Origin of the sequence: Yersinia sp. 2542 StPb PI (genome assembly GCF_048593855.1) — a bacterium.
GTDB classification, from domain to species: domain Bacteria; phylum Pseudomonadota; class Gammaproteobacteria; order Enterobacterales; family Enterobacteriaceae; genus Yersinia; species Yersinia enterocolitica_E.
The window spans coordinates 1-687 of the sequence record NZ_JAZGQA010000470.1 but is presented as its reverse complement, the minus strand read 5'-3'; the positions used below and the strand labels follow the sequence as shown (position 1 = coordinate 687).

The following is a 687-nucleotide window of genomic DNA, read 5'->3' as shown; positions in this document are numbered from 1 at the left end:
AATTAGGACATATCTTGGATGATCTCAATGGACTAAAAAGAATACCAGTGGATATAATTCAACGGCAATAAATTATTATCAAAAACAGGGTCTGGCTATTATTAACCAGAGTCTACATTCATTTTATTCTGGGGTGTCTATTTTGTTAAAAAAAAGTGTTTTCCTATTATTTGCTATGGTCGTTGTTCTTGCCGGTTGTTCTGAACCTGAACCAACAGGCACTAAAGTTTTTGGTGGCAAAGCTTACATTGAGATGCCAGCTGAATTCACTTTAATGTCTAAAGAAATGCTGGCAACTAAATACCCTCAGCAGAATGCACCACAAGAAGCCTATTCCGTTGAACAGGGCAGTGTGTCCTTCGCATTCAGCGATAGCAATAGCGCCATACCCGATGGCAAGCTCGCTGAAGTTGTTAATATGATGAAGAAACAATTTGCGCCATTCAAACCGACTCTGGAAGAGAAGGATGTTGATGGGCGTAAAGCTTATATCATCACTATGGATACCCCGGCTGCTGATGGAACCATCAAGAATGTGATGTTGCTCACTACGATTGATGGGAAATTAGTTATTGCTACGTTTAACACGACTGAAGCTTTAGCTGACAAATATATTGATGTTGGCAAGAATGCACTGCTTTCTTTAAAGTTTAAGAAGTAACCATTAGTTAATTCAGTTATTTTAAG

1 protein-coding gene is annotated in these 687 nt (G+C 38.6%); it reads left to right on the top strand.

Going from position 1 to position 687, the window contains the following annotated elements; genetic code table 11:
* Window positions 1-142: 142 nt before the first annotated feature.
* A complete protein-coding gene (locus tag V1952_RS22340; RefSeq protein WP_420075610.1) occupies window positions 143-661 on the top strand; it encodes a hypothetical protein in 519 nt (172 codons plus the stop codon).
* Window positions 662-687: the final 26 nt, after the last annotated feature.